18 protein-coding genes are annotated in these 22,989 nt (G+C 43.5%); 7 read left to right on the top strand and 11 right to left on the bottom strand.

The window, feature by feature from the left end; translation table 11 throughout:
* Positions 1-178: 178 nt before the first annotated feature.
* Positions 179-715, top strand: coding sequence for a pyridoxamine 5'-phosphate oxidase family protein (locus BMX56_RS10925; protein WP_090646118.1), 537 nt, complete (start codon positions 179-181; stop codon positions 713-715).
* 116 nt (positions 716-831) lie between these two features.
* Here BMX56_RS10925 and BMX56_RS10920 read toward each other — a convergent pair whose 3' ends face one another.
* The 6 genes from BMX56_RS10920 to BMX56_RS10895 all read right to left on the bottom strand — a co-directional run bounded on the left by BMX56_RS10920 (position 832) and on the right by BMX56_RS10895 (position 11,317).
* Entirely contained in the window at positions 832-1,914 is a 1,083-nt protein-coding gene (locus BMX56_RS10920) for an efflux RND transporter periplasmic adaptor subunit (RefSeq protein ID WP_090646113.1), read from the bottom strand.
* Positions 1,915-1,918: 4 nt separating this feature from the next.
* Positions 1,919-5,173, bottom strand: a complete 3,255-nt coding sequence (locus BMX56_RS10915; protein ID WP_255369819.1) for an efflux RND transporter permease subunit — start codon at positions 5,171-5,173, stop codon at positions 1,919-1,921.
* 12 nt (positions 5,174-5,185) lie between these two features.
* The gene (locus BMX56_RS10910) at positions 5,186-6,577 is read right to left on the bottom strand and encodes a TolC family protein (protein WP_090646105.1); all 1,392 of its coding nucleotides are present in this window, start codon (positions 6,575-6,577) and stop codon (positions 5,186-5,188) included.
* 165 nt (positions 6,578-6,742) lie between these two features.
* On the bottom strand, positions 6,743-7,138 hold the full coding sequence (locus tag BMX56_RS10905; RefSeq protein WP_090646101.1) for a hypothetical protein: 396 nt from the start codon (positions 7,136-7,138) through the stop codon (positions 6,743-6,745).
* Positions 7,139-7,302: 164 nt separating this feature from the next.
* Complete coding sequence (locus BMX56_RS10900) at positions 7,303-9,294, bottom strand: alpha/beta hydrolase family protein (RefSeq protein WP_090646096.1); 1,992 nt, start codon at positions 9,292-9,294, stop codon at positions 7,303-7,305.
* A 55-nt stretch (positions 9,295-9,349) separates the two neighbouring features.
* Positions 9,350-11,317, bottom strand: coding sequence for an alpha/beta hydrolase family protein (locus tag BMX56_RS10895; RefSeq protein WP_090646092.1), 1,968 nt, complete (start codon positions 11,315-11,317; stop codon positions 9,350-9,352).
* A gap of 288 nt (positions 11,318-11,605) precedes the next feature.
* On the opposite strand from BMX56_RS10895, the gene BMX56_RS10890 reads away from it, so the two are divergent.
* Entirely contained in the window at positions 11,606-13,021 is a 1,416-nt protein-coding gene (locus BMX56_RS10890) for a B12-binding domain-containing radical SAM protein (protein WP_090646087.1), read from the top strand.
* 64 nt (positions 13,022-13,085) lie between these two features.
* Here BMX56_RS10890 and pyrF read toward each other — a convergent pair whose 3' ends face one another.
* Positions 13,086-13,916, bottom strand: a complete 831-nt coding sequence (gene pyrF / locus BMX56_RS10885; protein ID WP_177183775.1) for an orotidine-5'-phosphate decarboxylase — start codon at positions 13,914-13,916, stop codon at positions 13,086-13,088.
* A gap of 353 nt (positions 13,917-14,269) precedes the next feature.
* On the opposite strand from pyrF, the gene rho reads away from it, so the two are divergent.
* The 3 genes from rho to purS all read left to right on the top strand — a co-directional run bounded on the left by rho (position 14,270) and on the right by purS (position 16,953).
* On the top strand, positions 14,270-15,904 hold the full coding sequence (rho, locus tag BMX56_RS10880; RefSeq protein WP_090646078.1) for a transcription termination factor Rho: 1,635 nt from the start codon (positions 14,270-14,272) through the stop codon (positions 15,902-15,904).
* A gap of 91 nt (positions 15,905-15,995) precedes the next feature.
* The gene (gene pssA / locus BMX56_RS10875; RefSeq protein WP_090646075.1) at positions 15,996-16,718 is read left to right on the top strand and encodes a CDP-diacylglycerol--serine O-phosphatidyltransferase; all 723 of its coding nucleotides are present in this window, start codon (positions 15,996-15,998) and stop codon (positions 16,716-16,718) included.
* The gene (gene purS, locus BMX56_RS10870) at positions 16,699-16,953 is read left to right on the top strand and encodes a phosphoribosylformylglycinamidine synthase subunit PurS (RefSeq protein WP_090646069.1); all 255 of its coding nucleotides are present in this window, start codon (positions 16,699-16,701) and stop codon (positions 16,951-16,953) included. The genes pssA and purS overlap by 20 nt, the downstream gene beginning before the upstream one ends.
* A gap of 239 nt (positions 16,954-17,192) precedes the next feature.
* Here purS and BMX56_RS10865 read toward each other — a convergent pair whose 3' ends face one another.
* Together BMX56_RS10865 and folK are read right to left on the bottom strand one after the other, a co-directional pair.
* Positions 17,193-17,570: an Hpt domain-containing protein gene (locus BMX56_RS10865; RefSeq protein WP_090646064.1), complete on the bottom strand. Its 378-nt coding sequence runs from the start codon at positions 17,568-17,570 to the stop codon at positions 17,193-17,195.
* A gap of 24 nt (positions 17,571-17,594) precedes the next feature.
* Positions 17,595-18,074: a 2-amino-4-hydroxy-6-hydroxymethyldihydropteridine diphosphokinase gene (folK, locus tag BMX56_RS10860; RefSeq protein ID WP_090646060.1), complete on the bottom strand. Its 480-nt coding sequence runs from the start codon at positions 18,072-18,074 to the stop codon at positions 17,595-17,597.
* Positions 18,075-18,161: 87 nt separating this feature from the next.
* Between folK and sppA the strand changes: the two genes are divergently transcribed.
* Positions 18,162-19,934 carry a signal peptide peptidase SppA gene (gene sppA / locus BMX56_RS10855; RefSeq protein WP_090646056.1) on the top strand — a complete coding sequence of 591 codons (1,773 nt, stop codon included), beginning with the start codon at positions 18,162-18,164 and terminating at the stop codon, positions 19,932-19,934.
* Positions 19,935-19,999: 65 nt separating this feature from the next.
* Positions 20,000-20,488, top strand: a complete 489-nt coding sequence (locus BMX56_RS10850) for a hypothetical protein (protein ID WP_090646052.1) — start codon at positions 20,000-20,002, stop codon at positions 20,486-20,488.
* A gap of 82 nt (positions 20,489-20,570) precedes the next feature.
* Here BMX56_RS10850 and BMX56_RS10845 read toward each other — a convergent pair whose 3' ends face one another.
* Together BMX56_RS10845 and BMX56_RS10835 are read right to left on the bottom strand one after the other, a co-directional pair.
* Entirely contained in the window at positions 20,571-21,485 is a 915-nt protein-coding gene (locus BMX56_RS10845; protein ID WP_090646047.1) for a hypothetical protein, read from the bottom strand.
* 685 nt (positions 21,486-22,170) lie between these two features.
* On the bottom strand, positions 22,171-22,959 hold the full coding sequence (locus tag BMX56_RS10835; RefSeq protein WP_090646038.1) for a carbon-nitrogen hydrolase family protein: 789 nt from the start codon (positions 22,957-22,959) through the stop codon (positions 22,171-22,173).
* Between the last annotated feature and the right edge of the window lie 30 nt (positions 22,960-22,989).

Below are 22,989 nucleotides of genomic sequence, written 5' to 3'. Positions count from 1 at the left end.
CCACTCACCACTCACCACTCACCACTCACCACTCACCACTCACCACTCACCACTCACCACTCACCACTCACCACTCACCACTCACCACTCACCACTTTATCCTAAAAGTTAATTTTATTAACACAATAAAGATTTTGATTGGTTATTCTATAACATTTACCAACAAAAACTTTAAATAATGGATAGCATTAATCAACAACAACCGGAAGATAATTATCAGGACCTTGGCGGACCAGAGGCCATCGCTAAATTAAAAGACATGGTCGATAGCGCTAAAAGCTGCTTCTTTTTAACCAATATTAAAACCGGCATCCCGGCAAATGTTCGCCCGATGTCTGTTCAACAAGTGGATGACGAGGGCAACCTTTGGTTTCTGAGTGCCAATGACAGCCACAAGAATGAAGATCTGCAGAAAGACCCTATGGTCCACCTTTTATTCCAGGGATCTGCACATTCCGACTTCCTGAATGTTTATGGTATAGCCACCGTGAGCGAAGACAAGGAAAAAATTAAAGAGCTTTGGGAACCAATACTAAAGGTCTGGTTCACCGATGGCATCGACGACCCGCGCATCTCGGTAATAAAAGTTGAACCTACCGAAAGCTATTACTGGGACAACAAGCATGGCAATGCCATAGCTTTTGTAAAAATGCTGGCCGGCGCGGCTATAGGCAAAACCTTCGATGATTCGATTGAAGGCAAAATAAACGTATAACTACTTTTAAGGGGGAAAGATGTCCTTAATGGACAAAAGCCATGCAGTTGATTTTCTGCATGGCTTTTTAAATGTTACGACGTTTTAGAAACCTGGCAAGGTTTAATGATCAACTATTAATTTATTGCATCACCTTGCCGCATCTCGTCGCTGGCATGTTTTACAATTGTATCGCCGGCCTTTAAATTACCGAATACTTCGGTCGAGTCGTTCCGGGAAAGCCCTTCTTTAATATCCTGTAATTGGGCCTTCCCATCTTTCACCACAATCACATATTCGCGCTCTGTCGACCGGACGATGGCTTGGTTAGGCACCAGTAATGACTTGGCACCCGATAACATCGGGATATGCACCTCGGCATACATACCCGGTTTTAGATTGCCGTTTTTGTTCTGAACATCTATCTCAATAGCCTCAGACCGCATACTGCCCAACGCATTTGCCGACCGGCTGATCCTGGCCGTTTGCTGTGTACCAGGCATAGAATTATAGGTAAAATTCACCGGCCTGGTCAAATCTACCTTATCCACATAATCTTCGGGGATAAAAACCTCTAAACGCAATTTGCTAATATCCTGCAAGATTAACATTGGCTGGTCTGTTCCTTTACCCGGCGAAACCAGCGCCCCCGGCGACACATTACGCTGAACAATCATTCCGTCAAACGGTGCCCTGATATTCAAATAATCCTGCATGGTACGTACCGATGCCACGTTGGATTGCTCTGATTTTGCCATGGCTTCATCGGCCCTCATTTTGGCCGACGCGTTATCCAGGTCGAGCGGCGATACCGAACCGGGCTCTTTGGCGGCTTCATTTAACCGCTGGTATTTTTCTTTACTGGCAACGGCATTTTCCTGTGCTTGCAGATACCTTGAATTGGCTGCCTGTAGCTGCGATTCCATTTCGGGTGCCTCAAGGGTGACCAATAATTGTCCTTTTTTTACAATGGTACCCCTATCTACATACATATTTTTCACGAAGCCGTTTACCTTCGGGAAAATATTTACTTCGTTGTAAGGCTTAAGCTGGCCGGGCAGGCGGGCGTTACTTGACAAGGCTTTTTCGGTTACAATACCTGTTTCGGTGACCGCTTTACTTTTTGCAGCCGGGGCCGAAATATCTACCGGCTTTTGATTGCCACCGCATGCAGCAAATAGGCTTACGGCTGCTATTAATATAATTGATTGAAATTTCATGATTTTAAACTATGGAGGTTTCTGGTTCTGTTATTTTAGCTGATTGTTCGTCGGTTGCACCAGGCATTAGCGAAGGCGATAAAAAATCTGTTTTTTGCTGTACCCACACAAATACCTGGGGCAAAATGAATAAGGCCGCAAGGGTTGATGCAAACAAACCACCAATAACCGCACGCCCTAAAGGTGCCGACTGCTCGCCTGCCTCGCCCATGCCCGAAGCCATAGGGATCATACCTGCTATCATGGCCAGGCTGGTCATCAGGATGGGCCGCAACCGGATAGATGCACTGGTTATAGCCGCTTTTTTAGCATCCTTATAATCAATCCGCAATTTTTCGGCATTCGTTACAATCAAAATGGCATTGGCCACGGATACCCCCGTCGACATGATCATCCCCATATATGATTGGAGGTTTAAGGTCGATCCTGTAAGCAGCAACATCAGCAGCGATCCCAAAATAACGGCAGGCACTGTTGATAGTACGGCAAGCGATACTTTAAAAGACTGATAGTTGGCAGCCAACAATAAAAAGATAACTACAATGGCAAGCATTAGTCCGTTTTGTAAACTGCCCAATGTATCTGTTAACAGGGTCGACATTCCTCCCATGTTGGCAATCAACCCTTTTGGCGGTGCGCCTATCGAGTTCAGCGCTTTTTGCACATCTGTAGTGGCAGTACCCAAATCGGTTTTATAAATGTTGGCGCTGATAGTCAAAAACCGCCTGGGCCCGGCCCTGTCATACTCGCCAGGAACATAGGTTGTAGTAAATGTGGCTATATCGCTTAAAACCGGGCTGCTTTGCCCTTTTACCAGCGGCACCTCCTTAAGCTGATCCATCGTGTTCATAACATACTCGGGAATTTGCACCTGCACCTGGTAGGTATAGGCGCCTTTTTCATCAAGCCACAAGTTTTTATCAGTAAAACGGCTGGACGATGTACTTGCCGTAACCGAGCGGGCAATATCTTTAATATTCAACCCTAACTGAGCCGCTTTTAACCTATCCAAAGTGATCTTTATTACCGAGAACTTTAAAGGTTGCTCTATTTGTACGTCGCGCAAATAACTGATATTCTTTAGCTTGGTTACTACCTTATTGGCGTAACCTTCAATTTGCTGCATATCCTTACCGGCTACCTGTACTTCAATAGGCGATGAGGCCCCCTGGCTCATGATCTTTTCGGTCATATCTATCGGCTCAAAGGTTATTTGCAGTTCGGGGAGTTTATAATGGATGTTTTTGCGCAGCGCATCTTTCAATTCGTCCATATTCACCTTGTAGTTTTCATCAAGGTTTACCTGTAATACGGCTTCCTGGGTACCTGTATTAAAAATGTATAGGTTACTTGTACCATAACTGCTGGGTATTAGCCCCACGTAGCCCGATGTAATTTCTACATGGTTATTTACCGTTTGATTGATAACCTGCAATACTTGTTTAAAGGCATCCTCGGTACGTTCCAACCGGGTGCCGTCCGGCTCTTTAATCCTGATCTGAAACTGCCCGTTATTGATTTTTGGCATCATATCCTTACCAATAAAAACAAAGCATAACCCCGCTAAAATGATAACCACGCCTAAATAAACAGACACGATAAGCCGCTTTCGGGGCATAGAATTATTAAGGGCATTAATAAGCCAGAGCTTTACCTTTTCAAACAGGTCGTTGTTTTCGGGATGCTCCTGCTCGTTTTGCAGGTGTTTTTCGACTTGTTTTTCCTCCCTATCATCCAATGATTCGCCGGCATGGGCGTGTACTTCCCCGTGGTGATAGTGTTGATAGCGTTCGGCTTTAATAAGCCAGTTACTCAATATCGGCACACCTGTTTGGGCAAGTATGTACGATACGATCATGGTCAAACCTATTGACAAAGAAAGCGGTAAAAACATCGCTTTAGGCACGCCCGACATCATGAACGATGGCGCGAATACCGCCAGGATACACAACAATATCAACAGCAGCGGGAACGAAATTTCTTCACAGGCATCATAAATTGCCTGCTTTTTTGATTTACCCATCTCCAGGTGCTGGTGGATATTTTCGATGGTTACCGTAGCCTGGTCTACAAGGATACCGATAGCCAGCGCCAACCCGCTCAATGTCATGATGTTGATGGTTTGCCCAAACAGGCTCAGTAATAACACCCCTATCAGTATAGAAACCGGGATGGTTATTACTACAATAAGGCTGCTTCGCCAATCGCGCAAAAACAGCAGCACCATTAAGCCGGTAAGCAGGGCGCCCAGCCCACCCTCGGTCATTAAACTTTTAACCGCGTTAACCACAAATACCGACTGATCAAAGGCATAGCTCACCTTTACGTCATCCGGCAGCAGGCTTTGCATTTCGGGCAATTTACTTTTAAGGGTTTGTACTACCGTCCAGGTAGAAGCATCGGCTGTTTTTACCACCGGGATATAAACCGAACGCTTGCCATTAATAAGCGCATAATCAACTGTAACATCCGCAGCATCAGCAACCCGGGCTACATCTTTTATAAATATGGGTACTCCATTCTGCGTTTTTACGGGTATATCGCCAAAGTTATCCGGGCTTTTAATCAGCGAGTTCATGGTGGTTAAAAACATGGTGTTATCTAACCGGAGATTGCCCGATGGCGACATCACATTAAATTTAGATAATGCTTCAACTACCTCATCTGGCGTTAAATTATAACTGCGCAGCTTATCGGGATCAACACTTACTGTAATTGACCGCGCGTTTGCACCAAATGGCGGCGGCGCCGAAAGCCCTGGTATAGTTGCAAACATGGGCCGTATTTTGGTAGCAGCCAGATCATAAATATCTTTTAAGCTACGTGTAGGGCTGGAGAAAACCAGCTGGCCAACGGGCAATGAGGAAGCATCAAACCGGATTACCTGCGGCGGCAATGCTCCCGGCGGAAAAAAAGCGGTTGCCCTGTTTACCTGCAAAGCCACCTGGGCCGATGCTTCGGCCATGTTGGTGGTTTCATAAAACGAGAGCTTGATGAGGGTTAAACCTTGGATGTTTTTACTGGTGATGCTTTTTATCCCGTTTACATACAGAAACTGATCTTGCAGGCGGGTGGAGAAAAAGCCCTCCATTTGCTGTGGCGACATGCCGCCGTACGATTCAATTACATATATGGTGGGCAGGTTTAACTGCGGGAAAATATCGATAGGTATTTTTATTGCACTAAGCACTGCAAAAAGCAAAAGGCTCATGGTGATAACCACCGTGGTAATAGGCCTTTTTAGTGCGGATGTGACCATTGACATATTTACTTATTTTAAAAGGTTTAAAACTGCGTTTACCTGGTTATCGGTAACCGCTTTTTGGAACAACGCGCTTGAATAACTGTATTTTGCCTGCGCGTAATCGGTTTCGGCGCGGTAAAGGATATTGAGCGCCGCGTTTAATTCAATGATATCGGTAAGGCCGTTTTTATAAAGCGACAACTTTTGCCGGTATCCGTCATTAGCGGCCCTCAACTGGTGCGGAATTTCCTGCAGGCGCTGGCGGGCGGTTTCCAACTCCACATCGGCCTGGTTAGCATTTACTGCAAGCAGTTGTTTTTGCTCCTGTAGCTTATGAGCGTTATAGCTGGTTTCGGCCTTTTGGGTGCGGAGTTTTAGCTGCCTGCGGCGCAGGTCGAACAAATTATAGCTGATACCCACACCCACAAGATAATTGTTGCGGTCGAAACCCCAGCCGGTAGACAGGCTGTTAAAATGATCATTAGCATCAACGCTCGATCCCCTGCCCCACACGGCACCCTCTAACATAATTTTAGGATTATAGCTTTTTTTAACCAGATTTTCCCGCTGCAGGCTGTTTTGATACACCGATCTGTAATAGTTAATAAGCGGATGGTTAACGGTATCCTGATCAATTGACTGTAATGATGCAGGCTGAGCTATCAACGCGGTTTCGGCGGCGGTATCTGGCACAATAGATTGATATGGTAAGCCACTAACTGCCGAAAGCTGTAATTGTACCTGTTTTACCTGGTTGGCCAGTTCGATATAGTTTAACCTGGCTTTGGATAGTTCGGCTTCGGCAATGCTGGTATCTACCCCTGCCCTTACGCCGCTTTTGGCCAATGATTGTACAGATCGTCTGATCTCCACATTACGCTGAATGTTTCGTGACTGAATATCCAAAAAGTTTTGCAACCTCATCAGCAGTAAATAATTGCCAATGGTGTAAGCCTGTAATTGATATTTTGAGTTGGCAAACTGGCTTTGTTGCATCCGGATATCGGAATTAGCCACCTTATTTTGGGCACCGTAAGCGCCAAAATTATATACTTCCCAATCCAGGGCCGCTACGCCTACATTGGCAGATACTGCGGTTGTATTGTTAGTAGTGCGTACGCCTCGTGAATCGGATGGAATGATGCCGAAGCCAAAATAAGGCCCCGCTACGTTATTATTTGTGCCAATATCGGCCTGGTAATTAAGCTTTAAATTAGGCAGCCAATTGCTGTGTGTTTCGGCTGCCTGCGCCTGGCGGATACCTATTGCCGCCGAATCTGTAATTAACGTTGGCGCATTGGCATTTACCTGGTTCAGCAGGGTTTTAAGGCCAATAGGTGTTATATTTTGTTGTGCAAAAGTATTCAGGCTGATGAGCAGGCCCGTCAGTATGAATACATTTCGTTTTATGAGTTGCATATACGTTTCCTGGAATTTGATGTACCGGTACAATCGGGCCGTACAGAAAACCACGTAAAAACACTACATGGCAAACCTGGTTAATACCGGTAAATAATTTAAATAGATTTAAATGAATGCCTAAAGCAGGATAGCTTAGGCGGATGCCCGTAACAGGCCATCACATCAAATGCGGAAGGAACAGAAAGAAAGGTATGAATACCGGTAATCACTAAACAGAACACGGGAAAGCGGTTGCCAAACGGGTCGCATTCTCCAAATCTGCAGGCCAAAGAAAAGCAGGATAAAACTGCTGATAACCGCCTTCAGGAGGTCGATCACCGATTTTTTATCATTAATCACCACCTTATCTGTGCGCTGAATAAAATTCCAATGCACAGCGTTCAGCGTCAAATTATCGAGTTTTCTTTTAAAAATAGAATTGTGGCCAGAAGGCGGCCGGCCGGCCTGTTGAGTAAGTTTGGGAAGCAAAAAAACATGCGAAACAGCTATAAAGACATAACAGGCCGCCACAAGCAGCACTTTTAAATCTTTAACTACACCATTTTTTTCACTCAACATCGTAAACGGTATTCTTTTGGATGCAAACATCTAAATAAAAAATATGTTTTTCTGCAAAAGTATTGTTGCAATTGCGTCGGCAAGAGCAATCTTCATCAATTCTACATAAACCGAAATAAATAAAATTAATCAATCAAATTATACCGGGGCTCAAAAAAACTCCTTCAGGGGGCTGGCGAGCCTTTCAAATACTTATCATACCAATCAATATAACGCTGCAGTCTGTCTACCTGGTAGCTTGGTATGGTGATACCGTGAAACTGGCCGGGGTAAAGCACCATTTGAGCAGGCACGCCCTGCGATTTAAGCGCCTGGTACATTTGCTCGGTACCACCGGTTGGCACATTAAAATCCTTCAATCCCGACATAAACTGCGTAGGCGTTTTAATTTTATCTGCATGGAAAAACGGATACGATAACTTGATATATTTTTCCGGGTTTTTCCAGGGTGCACCCAATTCATTGTCATATTGCACAACCCATTGGTCGCTGCCGTAAATGGCCAGCTGCATAGCGCTGCCCGCCCCGCTCGATGCTGCTTTAAAACGCGGATCGGTTGCAATGGTATAATCTGTCAAAATACCACCATAGCTCCAGCCGCCTATACCTAACCGGTCGCGGTCGGCTATGCCAAACTTCACCAGTTCGTCTACCGCGCCCAACAAATCCTGAACTTCTTTATTGCCCCAATCGGCATAAATGGCTTTGGTAAATTCCAATCCGCGGCCTGTGCTCCCCCGATAGTTTACCGCGGCCACAGCATACCCAGCCGAAGCTAAAGTTTGACGGATCATATCAAATTCAAACTCGTCCTGGTCAGTAGGGCCGCCGTGGATATACAGGATGAATGGCAGCTTTTTATTTACGACGCTATCGGGGGTATATAAAATTCCCGATACCAGCGTACCATCGGCACTAAAAGATTGAAAACCTTTTACGTGAGCCAGTTTTACCCCAGTTAGCCACTTGTCCTGGTGAAAGGTAAGCCGCCTGATTTTGCCGTTTTCGATAGCAACAAGTTCATGAGGCATATAGGGAGTAGTCATTTTAGCAATCCACACGCCAGGCGCTGCGCCAATAACGTTTTCAAAACTGCACTCGGTGCCTTTATATACTGTAGTTGATTTACGGAGCAACAAGTTGTATTGAGCCACAAACCTGGTACGGTCGTTGCTAACCAGGTAACCAATATTTTTGCTATCGCGACTCCAGGCTACATTACTTACTGGCCTGTCCAGTGCCTCGGTAAGTACCCGGTTATTTTTGCCGTCGGCATCCATCATGCACAACAAATCATGCTGGTAAATATAATAGTCGGCATCACTCGTCGATCGCAGGTAGGCAATGTGCTTACCATCCGGGCTCCAAAGCGGCTGAATATCGTGGCCGGTAAAAGTAGTAAGCTGCTTAATCTCTCCATCATCTTTGGCTTCAACAGTAAAAATATCCGAATTTTCGTTCCTATCGGGATCATTCGTATGGTTGCTTACAAAAGCGATGTATTTGCCATCCGGGCTCCACACCGGCGATTGATCGTCCCTGTAGCCAGTAGTCAATCTATCCAGCTTTTTGCTTTCAATATCATACAGGTACAAATGCGTGTGCCGGTGTTGCAGGTACCCATCAATGTCCTGTTTAAAATGGTAGCGGTCAATCTTTACAGGCGGTATTGTTTTTGGTTCCTTACCATCATACTCAGGATCTTTAATTACCAGTGCCAGCTTTTTACTATCCGGCGACCATGCATAATCTTCCAGGCTGCCCTTTTTTAGGTCTGTTAGTTTATGCCCCTCACCTCCCCTGCGGTCCATCAGCCAAATCTGTCCGCCGTTTTTTGATTCGCGCGCTGATACAAATGACAAAAATTTACCATCCGGCGTCCATTTTGGTGAAGAAGCCGGTTCGGCACCATAAGTGAGTTGAATAGACTGCTTGCCGTCAACACTTTGCATCCACAAATGCGATACCCGATTATCCTTTGCCGTATCCACGTCCGAAACGCTATAAGCTAGCCACTTACCATCGGGCGATAATTGCGGATCGGCAAGTGTGGGAATATTATTTACGTCAGACGGTTTTAAAGGGCGCTTTGCCGTTTGTGCCGCGATGCCTGTAAAAGCAAATATGGCGACAAACATTAGTACATTTTTATTCATAGCAATGGAACAAGAATCAATAGTTTTAGCAAATTACCCAATGTATAAATGACATTTACTTCTTCAAATACTTATCATACCAATCCACATACCGCCGCAGCCTGTCAACCTGGTAGCTTGGCTTGGTGATGCCATGGAACGAGTTTGGATAAAGTATTAACTCCGTAGGTATCCCTTGCGACCGCAGAGCCTGGTACATCTGTTCGCTGCCGATTGTTGGTACATTGAAGTCCTTCAAACCGGACATATATAATACAGGAGTTTTGATTTTATCAGCATGAAAAAATGGGTACGATAAGGCAATCCACTTATCGGCATTTTTCCAGGGCACACCAATTTCGTTTTCATATTGTAAAACATACTGATCGCTGCCATAAACTGCTAATTGCAAGGCACTGCCGGCGCCGCTGGCCGCAGCTTTAAAGCGGGTATCAGATACGATGGTATAATCGGTAAGGATGCCGCCGTAGCTCCATCCGCCTATGCCTAAATGGTCGGGATCGGCAATACCTAATTTTTCCAGTTTATCTACCGCGCCCAGCAGGTCTTTTACTTCTTTGTTGCCCCAGTCGGCATAAATGGCTTTGCAATAGTCAAGGCCACGGCCGTTGCTACCCCTATAATTTACACCGGCAACGGCATAACCCGCGCAGGCCAAAACCTGCCGTACAGCATCAAAGGCATATTCATCCTGCCCAACGGGGCCGCCGTGTATAAATAAAATAAAAGGTAACTTTTTGGCATTACTATCGGGCGTTAAAACAATACCATTAACCAAAGTACCATCTGCACTGGCAGATTCAAAACCTTCTACATGGGCCAGTTTAACATTGGATAACCATGCCTGCTGATGGAAGGTTAAGCGGCGCAGTTTCCCCCCTTCCAATGCGAATAACTCGGCAGGGGTATAAGGATCGGTTTTTTGAACAACCCAGTTGCCACTTATGCTGGTAGCTATATCCGCAATGCTGTAGGCGCCTTTATTAACCGTACTTATTTTACCATTGTTTATGTTCACGCTGGCCACATAGCGTTCACGGTCGTCAACAACTAAAAACGAGATATTTTTACTGTCTTTTGCCCAGGCCAGGTCGGTCACTGGCCTATCAAGCTGCTGTGTTAGTATCTTTTTATTGGAGCCAACCACATCCATGGTGCACAACATATTTTGATCGTACATCATATAATCAGCATCACTGGTAGAGCGCAAAAAGGCTATTAGTTTCCCGTCAGGGCTCCACTGCGGGTTTGTATCTGGGCCTTTCCACGAAGTAATCTGGAGCATACTGGCATTCGGCCGGGCATCAATGGTAAAAATATCTGTATTCTCATTTTTATCGGGGTCGGCACTGCGGTTGCTCACAAAAGCTATCGTTTTACCATCCGGCGACCATACCGGCGAGCTTTCATCCTTATCTCCCTTGGTTAAGGTATCAAGCTTTTTTGCTGCAACATCAAACAGGTACAAATGCTTGTGCAGGTGCTGCAGGTAGCCTTCTATATCCTGTTTAAAATGATAACGGTCGATAACAATGGGTTTAGGCGTTTTGGGCTCTTCTTTACCTTTATTTTCAGGGTCGCCAATAACAATTACCAGTTTTTTACCATCCGGCGACCAGGCATATTCGCCTACATCGCCTTTAATGTCTGTCAGCTTCACGCCTTCGCCTCCGCGCCTGTCCATCAGCCAAATCTGACCGCCCTTTTTTGAATCGCGGGACGAGACAAACGACAAATACTTACCATCCGGCGACCATCGCGGCGCCGAAGCTGCTTCGTCGCCATGCGTTAACTCTATTGATTCCTTACCGTCCCAGCTTTGCATCCACAGGTGCGATACCCGTTTATCCTTTGCCGTATCAACTTCAGATACGCTATAGGCCACCCACTTGCCATCGGGCGAAAGCTGCGGGTCACTTACTGTAGGAATTTTATAAAAATCGGCTGGTTTAAATGGTTTTGTTTGAGCAGTAGCATACAACGCACAGGATAGCGCAAAAAGCGAGAGTAGTGTTTTTTTCATAGCGTCAACTTACGAGGCGGTAAGTTAGGAATTTTTGCGATAAGAAGAATCAAGAGGCAAGAATCAAGACAAGACAAACGTATCTAATTGGGTTAACATAACTTAACACATTTCAGATAAAATATTTGTAATTATTTAATAATCAATATATTATATTTTAACATTGTTAACACTAAATTGATGTATCGTGCAATTTAGGCTGCACACCAAATTTATAACACAGATTGTTTGTTTAATTAAATTCAATTCATTTACTTTGTATATCAAAGTACTTTTGTTTCACTATCTATGAAAGTTAAAATGATCCTTCCAGCCTTAACCGAAGCCGAAAGTCCGTTTTGGAGGCCGATAAAATATTCCCTGTTTCCTCCTTTAGGTTTGGCCACGCTGGCTGCATACCTATCCCCCGATGATGAAATAGATTTGCAGGATCAACATGTAGAGAAACTTAATTTAGATGATAACCCCGACCTGGTGGTTATACAGGTGTACATCACCAATGCTTACCGCGCCTACAAAATTGCCGACCATTACCGCGCAAAAGGAGCTTACGTTATTCTTGGCGGCCTGCACGTTACCTCGCTGCCGTTTGAAGCCGCACCGCATGCCGACAGTATTTTTACAGGCCCTGGAGAAGATACATTCCCCAAGTTTTTGTTGGATTTTAAAAATCGCTGTCCTCAAAAAATATATAATTCAACCATCCGCACCTTAGAAAAGGTTCCGCCCATCCGCCGGGACCTCATCAAAAGGCACTTGTACCTTGTACCCAACTCTATTGTAGTTACCAGGGGCTGCCCGCATCATTGCAGCTTTTGTTATAAGGATGCTTTTTTTGAAGGAGGCCGTACTTTTTACACCCAGGAGGTTGACGATGCCCTTGCCGAAATTGACAGGCTGCCCGGCAGGCATTTATATTTTTTAGACGATCACTTATTAGGAAACACCAAGTTTTCGGGAGCCCTTTTTGAGGGGATGAAGGGCATGAACCGCGTTTTCCAGGGGGCCGCAACTGTAGATTCGATATTAAGGGGAAACCTTGTTGAAAAGGCTGCCGAAGCCGGGTTAAGGAGTTTATTTGTAGGTTTCGAAACATTTTCGCCGCAAAACCTTAAACAAAGTAATAAAAAGCAAAACCTCGAAAAAGATTATGTAAAAGCCGTAAACAGGCTCCACAGCCTTGGCATCATGATAAATGGCAGTTTTGTTTTTGGGTTGGATGATGATGACAAAGATGTTTTCAAGCGAACGGTTGATTGGGGCGTAAAACATTCTATTACTACATCAACCTATCATGTGTTAACCCCTTACCCGGGTACCGAATTGTTTAAAAGCATGGAAAGACAGGGAAGGATAATTACCAAAAACTGGGATTTGTATGATACCAGAAAAGTGGTTTACCAAACTATTGGGCTAAGCGCGCAAGAGCTGGAAGATGGCTATTGGTGGGCCTATAAAGAATTTTATAAGTGGAATAACATCTTCAAGGCCAGCATTCGGCACCAATCGCATACGCACAAGCTCAAACACTTTTTTTATGCCGGCGGCTGGAAAAAATTTGAACCGGTGTGGAATTTCCTCATCAAAACAAAACACCTCAACAATACGCTGCCGGCCCTCGAAACCGTGTTATCAAAAATCAACTTCGGCAATAAACATGAAAAAGAAGCCGAACCAATGCCCTTTTATTTACCCGAAGCTTAACCTGATCAACCACTAACCATTCACTTAAAAATCTTGCTACTTGATACTAACTACTTGATACTATCTAAATAACCCCCGCCTTCTCCAATTCCACCTCCATTTGCTGCTGCATGCGTAATGCTTCGGCGCGGGCGGCTTCGGCAAAGTTTTCATCGTTGCCCGCATAGATGATGGAGCGGGACGCATTTACAATCAGGCCGCAATCTTTGGTAATGCCGTATTTGCAAACTTCTTCCAGGCTGCCTCCCTGCGCGCCAACTCCGGGAACCAGCAGAAAGTTATCTGGCGCGTATTTGCGGATATTGGTAAATTCGGTGCTTTTGGTGGCACCTACCACATACATGATCCTATCAGCCCCTGCCCAGGTATTGGCTTTTTGGATTACGGTTTCGTACAAATAACCGTCGCCGGTTTCCAGGTACTGAAAATCCTTACTGCCTACTGATGACGTGAGCGCCAGGATAATAATCCATTTACCATCATATTTAAGGTAAGGCGTAACACTGTCATTCCCCATATAGGGGGTTATGGTGATAGCATCAAAGCTCATGCCCGATGCATCTTCATTAAAAAAAGCGGTAGCGTATTTATCAGATGTGTTACCGATATCGCCCCTTTTAGCATCTATTATATTTAAGGTATCTGTTGGCAGGTATTTCCAGGTATCTATCAGGCTTTGCAGGCCTTTTATACCCCGCGCCTCGTAAAAAGCGGCATTGGGTTTGTAGGATATGCAAAGGTCTTTAGTGGCGTCAATAATGCGTTTATTAAACTCAAGGATGGGATCGGGATATTCCTTTAAAAATTCGGGTATCTTATCAATGTCGGTATCAAGGCCTACACATAAAAAGGATTTTTTTTGCTTGATCTGGTCTATTAGCTGCCTGCGCGATATCATAGGGAGGGGTTAAATATTCGGATGGCAAAAAAACTAAAAATTTAGCTTAAACGTTATACCAGTGGAGATATTTATTTAATTAATTTGATATTAAGAAATAATTGTTTACAATTGCATCGTTTTCCTTTGAATTTTTTCTTGCACCAAAGAAACAATTTAAAACCCCACAATATTTATTAACTAATGTTTTGAGTGGGTTTGGATGTTTATTTAATCAATGCTTCAAGATCAATTTCTTACTATAACACCCCGTGTGTAACAACGTATAAGCCAAAATGCACATGGAAGTTTTATAACCATTTGAAAACTATTTACGATATTAAAAATCCCTTTGAACTATAATTCATATCATGTCTGATAAAATCGAATTGAACGACAAACTCGTTTCAGAGTTGCGCGAAATTGCAAAAAATTTAGGTATTGCTGAGGCCGACGAACTACGTAAAGCTCAGCTAATTGCACGTATTATTGAACAACAACAATTAATTGAGGCCGCAAGGGTACAACAGAACATTGTTGAACAAAATTATGCACCAATTACAGCCGAGCCTGTAGCCGAAGAAGCCGGTGAAAAAACACGCAAACGTACCCGCGTGTTAAAACCAAAAACGCAGCCCCGTGTTGAAGTGCCTTTGGACGATACCAACCTGTTTGACCAGGAAGAGGACGATCAAAACAACGCAGATGCTGTTAATGATACAACCCTGCCGGCGCCCGTAACAGGCGAAACCCCTGATAACCAACCCGGAGAATCGGCACCAAAACCCGAAGCCGTTGTGGCCGAAGGCCGCCCGCAAAAATTTGACAGGCGCCAGCCAAATGGCAACCCTAACCAGCAAAAAGCCCAGGAGCCACCAATAAACCTTGATTTTGACAATGTTATTGTAAACGAAGGTGTATTGGAAATTATGCCCGATGGTTATGGCTTTTTAAGATCGTCTGATTATAACTACCTTACTTCTCCCGATGATATTTACGTATCACAATCGCAAATAAAACTTTTCGGCTTAAAAACAGGTGATACCGTTCGCGGTAGCATCCGTCCACCAAAAGAAGGCGAAAAATACTTTCCTTTGGTACGTGTTGAAGCTATTAACGGCCGTATACCTGCCGAAGTTCGTGACCGCGTTCCTTTTGATCACTTAACACCGCTTTTCCCATCCGAGAAACTGAGTTTGTTTACCGATCCGGGTAATTATTCAACCCGTATTATGGATTTGTTCTCGCCTATCGGTAAAGGTCAGCGTGGGTTAATCGTGGCGCAGCCTAAAACAGGTAAAACCATGTTATTAAAGGATGTGGCCAATGCTATTGCCCGTAACCACCCCGAAGTTTACCTGATTATTTTACTGATTGACGAGCGCCCCGAAGAGGTAACCGATATGGCCCGCAGCGTACGCGCCGAGGTGGTATCATCAACATTTGATGAGCCTGCCGAGCGCCACGTGAAAATTGCCAATATTGTTTTGGAGAAAGCAAAGCGTATGGTAGAATGTGGTCATGATGTGGTAATCCTTTTAGATTCAATTACCCGCCTGGCCCGTGCTTATAACACTGTAGCACCGGCATCCGGTAAAATACTATCGGGTGGTGTTGATGCCAACGCATTACACAAACCAAAACGCTTTTTTGGCGCGGCCCGTAATATTGAAGATGGCGGTTCATTAACCATCATCGCTACTGCACTTACAGAAACCGGATCAAAAATGGATGAGGTTATTTTTGAAGAGTTTAAAGGTACCGGTAACATGGAGTTACAGTTGGATCGTAAACTTTCAAACAAACGTATTTTCCCTGCTATAGACATCACTGCATCAAGTACCCGCCGCGACGATCTGTTGCTTGATCGCGAAACACTGCAACGCATCTGGATATTGCGTAACCACCTGGCCGACATGAACTCGCAAGAATCAATGGAGTTTTTACAGGCACAAATAAGGGGTACCAAAACAAACGAAGAATTCCTGATTTCGATGAATTCGTAATATTTTAGTGGTAATGAAGTTATATTTAATGTAAATATTATTTGTAACTTCATTATTACTTAATAAAATCCTGATAACTTCGTAACACAAAATGAAGAGACGCGTTAGAAAACACCTGCCCAATACCATAACCTGCGCCAACCTGTTTAGCGGCTGTATAGGGATAGTGTTTGCCTTTCAGGGTAATTTATTAATTGCTTCCTACGCTATTTTTCTTGCCGCCATTTTTGATTTTTTTGATGGCTTTGCATCCAGGGTACTTAACTCCTACTCGTTTATAGGTAAAGACCTGGATTCATTGGCCGATATGGTAAGCTTTGGCTTTTTGCCGTCGGCTATATTGTATGAGCTGTTTTTAAAGGCTCCGCAAATTAATCACGTAAGCGACTATTTGTGTTACGTTGCGTTTTTAATAACTGTGTTTTCGGCTTTGCGCCTGGCCAAATTCAATAATGATACCCGTCAATCAGATAGCTTTATTGGTTTGCCAACACCTGCCAATGCTATATTTATAGCATCGTTGCCATTAATTATTGACCAGTACGAGGTTTTGGCCCGCTTTATCCTAAATCCGTATACGTTAACTGTACTGATAGTTATCATGTGTACCCTGCTGGTGTCCGAATTGCCGCTGATGTCGCTTAAATTCAAGAACCGCGACTTCAATAAAAACATTTTCCGTTATTTACTGCTCATGTTTTCGGCAATACTGATTCTATTTTTTAAATTTGTGGCAGTTCCGGTGGTTATATTTATGTACATCACCTTATCTTTAATTCAAACTAAAATAACTAATGACAAAGTTCCAGGCTGAAATTGACGTAATGCCCAAAAAAGAAATTCTTGACCCGCAAGGAAAAGCAGTAACAGGAAGCATGAAAAACCTCGGTTTAGCCGAAATTCAAAACGTACGTATTGGCAAGCATATCACCCTTGAACTTGAAGCCGACAGCGCCGAAACAGCACACAGCAAAGTAGACGAAGCCTGCAAAAACTTATTGGCCAACCTTATTATGGAAAGCTATACTTTTAAGGTAGTAGAAGTTTAGTTTTTGACGGAAAAGGTGAAAGGAAAAAGGTTAAAGGCGAAAGGTTTTAACAACTCTATAAAAGGCGAAAGGCTTTAACACTCTAAAATATAAAAAGAGGCTATCTCACAGAGAGGTAGCCTCTTTTTTTGTTCAATTTATAAGGACATAGAATGCAAAGAGGCCACCCTTTTAAGGATGGCCTCTTTTATATTTTAAGCAAAAAACCTTTTACCTTTCGCCTTTAACCTTTTACCTCCTTAAAGACTGGCTTCTTTTTCGGCTTTAATTTGCTGCAGGGTAATCAAATTAGCATTAACAGTTGCTTTTACCTGGTTAAATTTGGCAAAAATTTCTGCCGGGTTTTGGCCGCCTGCTTTACAAGCCAATTCAACTTCCTGGATAGTAGCCTGGCTTATCGGCATACCAAAAAAGCCAAGATTGGGTTTCAATTTATGCGATGCTTTACCGGCTTCAGCCCAGTCGCCCGATTCAAGGGCAACAGTTATCATACCCAATAATTGAGGTGTTTGCTCCAGAAACATACCAATTGATTCCACAATAAATTCATCGCTGCCATCGGCAATTTCATATAGGAAAGAAAGATCAAAGTCTTGTTCGGGTGAAATATCTGACATATAAAGATTTATGAATATTCAAAATTATACTTTTTTTACGACCAAGTCATCAATAAGTTCATTTTTTAGCTGCAAAATATTTTTTTTTATTAGGGGGTGTTCAAATTCAGGCACCAGTTCGGCCAAAGGCGCTAAGGTAAACCTCCGTTTATGCATTTCGGGGTGTGGTATTTTCAAATCGGGCTCATCAATAATAGCATCGCCGTAAAACAAAATATCAATATCAATCGTCCGCGAGCCCCATTTTTCTTCGCGCCTGCGTCCCATTAACAGCTCAATTGCCAATATTTTCCCGAGCACTTCCCGCGCTGTTAAATCAGTTTGCAGCAGCAGCACCTGGTTCAAATAATCGGGAGCATCTGTTTTGCCCCATGATTGTGTTTCATAAACTGATGAAGCCTGTAATACCGGCGCTACAGCAGCTTCAATGCGCTCAATTGCCTCATTCAGCAGCAATTTTCTATTGCCAAGGTTGCTGCCCAAAAGTAAAAAAACATCAATCATGTTGTAACAAATATTATAGAACAGGCTCTTACCACTATACGGTATTGAATTACTAAGTTTGCATAGTTAAACAGATTTATAACATTAATGAAACAATTCTTCAAATTCGTTTTTGCCACCATGCTGGGGGTAGTATTAACAACAGTGGTACTGGCTTTTGTGATTGTAGGTATAATAGTTGCCGCCAGCAGCGAAAAAGAGGTAGAAGTTGAACCCAACTCGGTATTGCACATGGCGTTTACCACACCAATAACCGAGCGTACACCAAATAACCCGCTTGCCGGGTTAAGCTTTTTGGGATTAAACAGCGATAAATCAACCGGCTTAAATGATATTTTGGCCAACATTAAAAAAGCAAAAACCGACCCCAACATCAAAGGTATCTTTTTAGACGAAAGCTATATGACATCGGGCCAGGCCACCACCGAAGAAATCCGTAACGCGTTAATCAACTTTAAAAAATCGGGTAAGTTTGTTATTGCCTATTCAGAAATTTACACCCAGGGCTTTTACTACCTGGCATCGGTTGCCGATAAAGTATACATGAACCCCAAAGGCATTTTTGAGTTTACCGGTTTTAGCCAGCAAGTTACTTTCCTGAAAGGCGCGCTTGATAAACTGGGCATCGAGGTACAAATTATTAAAGTAGGCACCTACAAAAGTGCAGTTGAGCCTTTATTCCTCACCAAAATGAGCGAGCCTAACCGTTTGCAGGTTACCTCCTATTTGGGATCGTTATACAATCATTTTTTAACCGGCATCAGCAAAAGCCGTGGCATTAATAAAGATTCGTTGTTTAATTATGCAAATAATGGCCGCATTCAATTCCCCGAAGACGCATTGAAACTGAAGCTGATAGATGGTTTAAAATATAAGGACGAACTTTTAGACGAGCTTAGAAAACGTACCGGTAAGGGCAAAAAAGAAGATATTGCCAGCGTTGATCTTGACGAATATACCAAAAGCAAAACCGATGGTAATACAGATGACGATAATTCGTCAAAAAACCGCATAGCTATTGTTTATGCCAGCGGTGATATCACCGGCGGCCAGGGCGATGATAACAGCATCGGATCTGAAAGAATCTCAAAAGCAATCCGTAAAGTACGTTTAGATAATAAAGTAAAGGCTGTTGTATTACGGGTTAACTCACCCGGCGGCAGCTCGTTAGCATCTGATGTGATATGGCGCGAAGTTGCGCTTACCAAAAAAGTAAAACCTATTATTGTTTCGATGGGCGACTATGCCGCCTCGGGTGGCTACTATATCAGTTGCGCTGCCGATTCGATATTTGCCGAACCTAATACCATAACCGGCTCAATAGGTATTTTTGCCGTGTTGCCTAACATGCAAAAGCTGTTTAACGACAAGCTGGGCGTTACTTTTGACGGTGTAAAAACCGGAAAATATGCCGACCTGGGCGACGTGAGCCGGCCATTAACTCCAGAAGAAAGGGCAATACTGCAAAACAACGTGAACCATGGTTATGACGATTTTACCAAAGCAGTAGCAGCAGGCCGCGGCAAAACACAAGCCTACATCAACAGCATTGGGCAGGGCCGCGTTTGGACCGGCGCACAGGCTATAAAAATTGGATTGGTTGACCGCTTAGGCAATATTAATGATGCTATTGCTTCGGCTGCTAAAAAGGCCAAACTTAAAAACTATAACCTGGTAAGCTACCCCGAGCAAAAAAGCTTTTTTAAACAGCTGGATAGTGATGTAACCGGCCAGATGAAAACTAAAATGCTAAAATCAGAATTAGGTGATAATTACCGCGTGTACGAACAAATAAAAGGCCTTACCCAAATAATGCGCAGCCCGCAGGCCAGGCTGCCCTATGAAATTGTGATCAAGTAAGTTTTATGTTATATTTTGAAAGAAGAGCTGCCCGAAAGGGTGGCTTTTTTTGTTAATTTTATTGGATGTTAGCCTTTTTCAACAAAAAATCTGTCAATAACGGTCACGTAAAGCGCGTTTCGTTATACATTTCTGAACAGGAGAAAAAAATTATTATTGCGCCACTGTATAAAAACAACGCGGGAATTTACTACGAACAGGAAAAATGTTCTGTATTGAAGTTCCCAACTGATGCAACGATTTTAGGAGACGAAGTGATAAAAAACTTCCATCTTTTTAAGGTACAAGACAAAAATCTTCGCGACCAAAAACTTAAGGAATGGCCTGCTTTTATTCACAGCAAGCTAAAAACGGTTAAAGCCTTTGAAACGCTCTATTTTAAAATAGGGATCGATGGCATAAACGCCGGTAATATTTTCATAAATATTGAGGGTGAAACAATTGCAGATAACGATATTATCATTAAGTCTTCCCTACCAGCAACTACAGATACCAAAGCTATTGGCGAACGGATTATCAGGATTTATAAATCGTGTATCACCGGGATAATATAAATGACCTAATTGAACAAAAACCACCATATGAAAGATAAGCATCTTCATACAGTGGTTTAAAAAGCTGATAAACAGGGATGATTTAATCCTGAATATGCAACGCCGCTTTCAATTCATTATAATTTTTAAGTTTAACAGCAGCTATGTGTACCCCGCCCGGTATAATTACGTACCTGTAGCTATGGGCATTTGAAATATTAGAGTACACATTGTTATTGTTTTTCATGCTGATTTGTACATTCCCGAGGCTATAAAGGCCCGACCAGGTATCAATTTCGGGAGTGGTACCGCTTAAGTAGTTAATTACGATGGGCAATGGAGCCACCTGGTCTGTTGGCCAAATTACCGGGTTGTAGCCATTTAATTTGCCATAAACCACAACAACGCCTTTATCTAATATATCCTGTGTTATTTTGGGTTCGGCTACGTCGAAAGTAAACGTGCTTGTACTAAAAACGGTTGTTTTCACATACGATGACGGTGTAAACCAATCAGAGTAAATAACATTTGCAGTACCGGGATCGCCTTTTGGCCCTTTCAGGTTAATTGGGGCTGGCCATGTACCGCCAATTTTTGGCCCATAAAATAAGTAGGTGGCAGTGTTCAGGTAATAATCGCCATTGGCACCTACAGCTGCACTTGGTGCAACATTGCCGCTTTTAATGGTCGAACCGTCGGCACCGGCAGCGCCGGTGGCGCCAGTAGCCCCGGTAGCACCCTTTAAACTAAAAGGCGAACCCCAGCCGGCAGCTGTTTTTGGGCCGTAGAAGCCGCTGGTTGCGATGTTGATGTAAAAATCGCCATTGATACCAAGCGTTGTAGCCGGGGCTGTTGTACCCGAGTAAATTTTGGTTCCATCGGCACCTGTTGCGCCAACTGCCCCGGCTGCACCTTGTGTACCGGCAGGCCCGGCAGGGCCTACTGCTCCGTCTTTACCGCAAGAAGTTATTGCCAATACAACAACCGCCAGTAACTGTAATAAATAGATTTTTTTCATGTGGATAGATTTTTAATAAATAAATTTTAGCTGATTGAAACAAAATTTCTTTATTGTTTAATCAGAGGCTAAAGTCGGCAGGCGCCGAAAAAAATCTATCAGGAGATTCACGCAAACGCGAACGTGTTATTACCTGTTTTGCATCGCGTATAAATGCTTGCTTTTTTAGGTAGAATTACCAGAAGACATTTTGGGCAAAAAAAAGGTTCTATGACGGTTTGTGTGGGTAATACAGACGCTATTGCTGATTAGTTTCTAAAGATATATTTTGTTGACACATCGGGGCTTGTTTCAACACGAATAGAGGCGTAGCCTCGGCCAATCTTGTAGCCACGGGTTTTAACCCATGGAAAAAAACGAAGAAAACGATTGAGAACTGTAGGTTCGGCACATATTATCAACTGTAGGTTCGGCACATATTATCAACGCGTATATATCGCTTGAACAAATTGAAAATAGCTGGATTTACACCCCAATATGTGCCGTGCCGATGGCACTCTTGTTGTCCTTTGACCAATCATCCACGGGTTGAAACCCGTGGCTACAATATGTATCGGGCCGATGGCCCTTAAGAAGAGAGTTATGTGGAAGCTAATTGAAATCGAACAACCCATACAAAACGTCATAGAGCCCCAAAAAACACTATTGGCAATAGTGCACTATTATATAACGGGAGATAGTATTCTTAAACGTAGAGTTGAGGTTTAAATCTTCTGGCCAGCAGGCCTGTAGCTAAACCAGGATCAATATCGGTTATAATCACACCGATTTTACCGTAGGTTTCGTGAGCTATGCATGTGCCATCAGGCGCAATTATACAGCTGGCCGAATCCGGGTATTTAAACGCGTAGTTCGAACTGGCAAAATAGATGGTATTTTCCATCGCCCTTAGCATAATGGCCTTTTCATAGTAGGGATTATCCTTGCTGCCCCACTCGGTAAGCTCGACTCCCTGCACATTACTGCCTGTACAATGCGGATGAAATACAATTTTAGCATCATTGCGGGCCGCCCATCGTACAGATTCGGGGTAGCGGAAACCTTCATGACATATGGTGATACCAAACTTAACACCGTTTACGTCAAAAATATGGCGCTCCGTTCCGGGTATCCAGATGTTATCTTCAGATGGATCTAACTGATTTTTGGTTTGATAGCCTAAAATTTCGCCTGTTTTTGATATTACATGGGCTACGTTTAAAACACCGCCAATGGTATACCAATCCATGGGCATAATAATAGCTATTGAATTTTTCGCCGCCATGGCGCTTACTTCTTCTAAAGCCAAACGCATTTTTTCGGGCGAACTTGTTTCTACCCCAAATTCTTCAGCAGGGTAACCCGGGAGATAGGATTCGGGAAAACAGATGATCTCGGCCTGTTGATTTGCAGCTTCCTGGATCAAAAATTCGGCCTGTTGCAGTCCCTCTTTAATAGATGCCGGCATTGGTGGCGAAGCTATGGCAATTTTCATTTTTCTAAATTATATCACAAAATTACCAAA

Origin of the sequence: Mucilaginibacter sp. OK283 (genome assembly GCF_900110415.1) — a bacterium.
Classification (GTDB): domain Bacteria; phylum Bacteroidota; class Bacteroidia; order Sphingobacteriales; family Sphingobacteriaceae; genus Mucilaginibacter.
This window is presented reverse-complemented; position numbering and strand designations above follow the sequence as displayed.